This is a genomic window from Dellaglioa sp. CoH-56-MRSF-11 (assembly GCF_056782135.1).
Window position 1 is genome coordinate 1 of sequence record NZ_JBXAYE010000141.1, and the last position, 252, is coordinate 252.

At 50.4% G+C, this 252-nt stretch carries 1 protein-coding gene; it reads right to left on the minus strand.

Features of this window, described 5'->3' with window-relative positions; all coding sequences use genetic code 11:
• Positions 1–227 (minus strand): hypothetical protein (locus AC1RPT_RS08170; protein WP_481763053.1); only part of this gene is annotated, 227 nt, incomplete at its 3' end.
• Positions 228–252: the final 25 nt, after the last annotated feature.

Here is a 252-nt window from a genome sequence, read left to right on the forward strand (position 1 = left end):
GGGCTCACGCCATTGATTGTCTTGACAAGCTGGTTCGTGGTATTGGTTGATGTGTAGGCATTTGCTGTTACTGCGGCGCTGGCCAGAAGTCGCACATTACCCAGTGCATCAAGCGTGTATAGATTTGCATCAGACGTGTTGATAGCGAGTTGGCCCGCTACCAAATTACCAGCAGCGGGCGGCAAGCCCGCTGTCGTATTACGGATATGTTTTATGACAGCGGTCATTAGTACACCTCTATTATACGCCTGT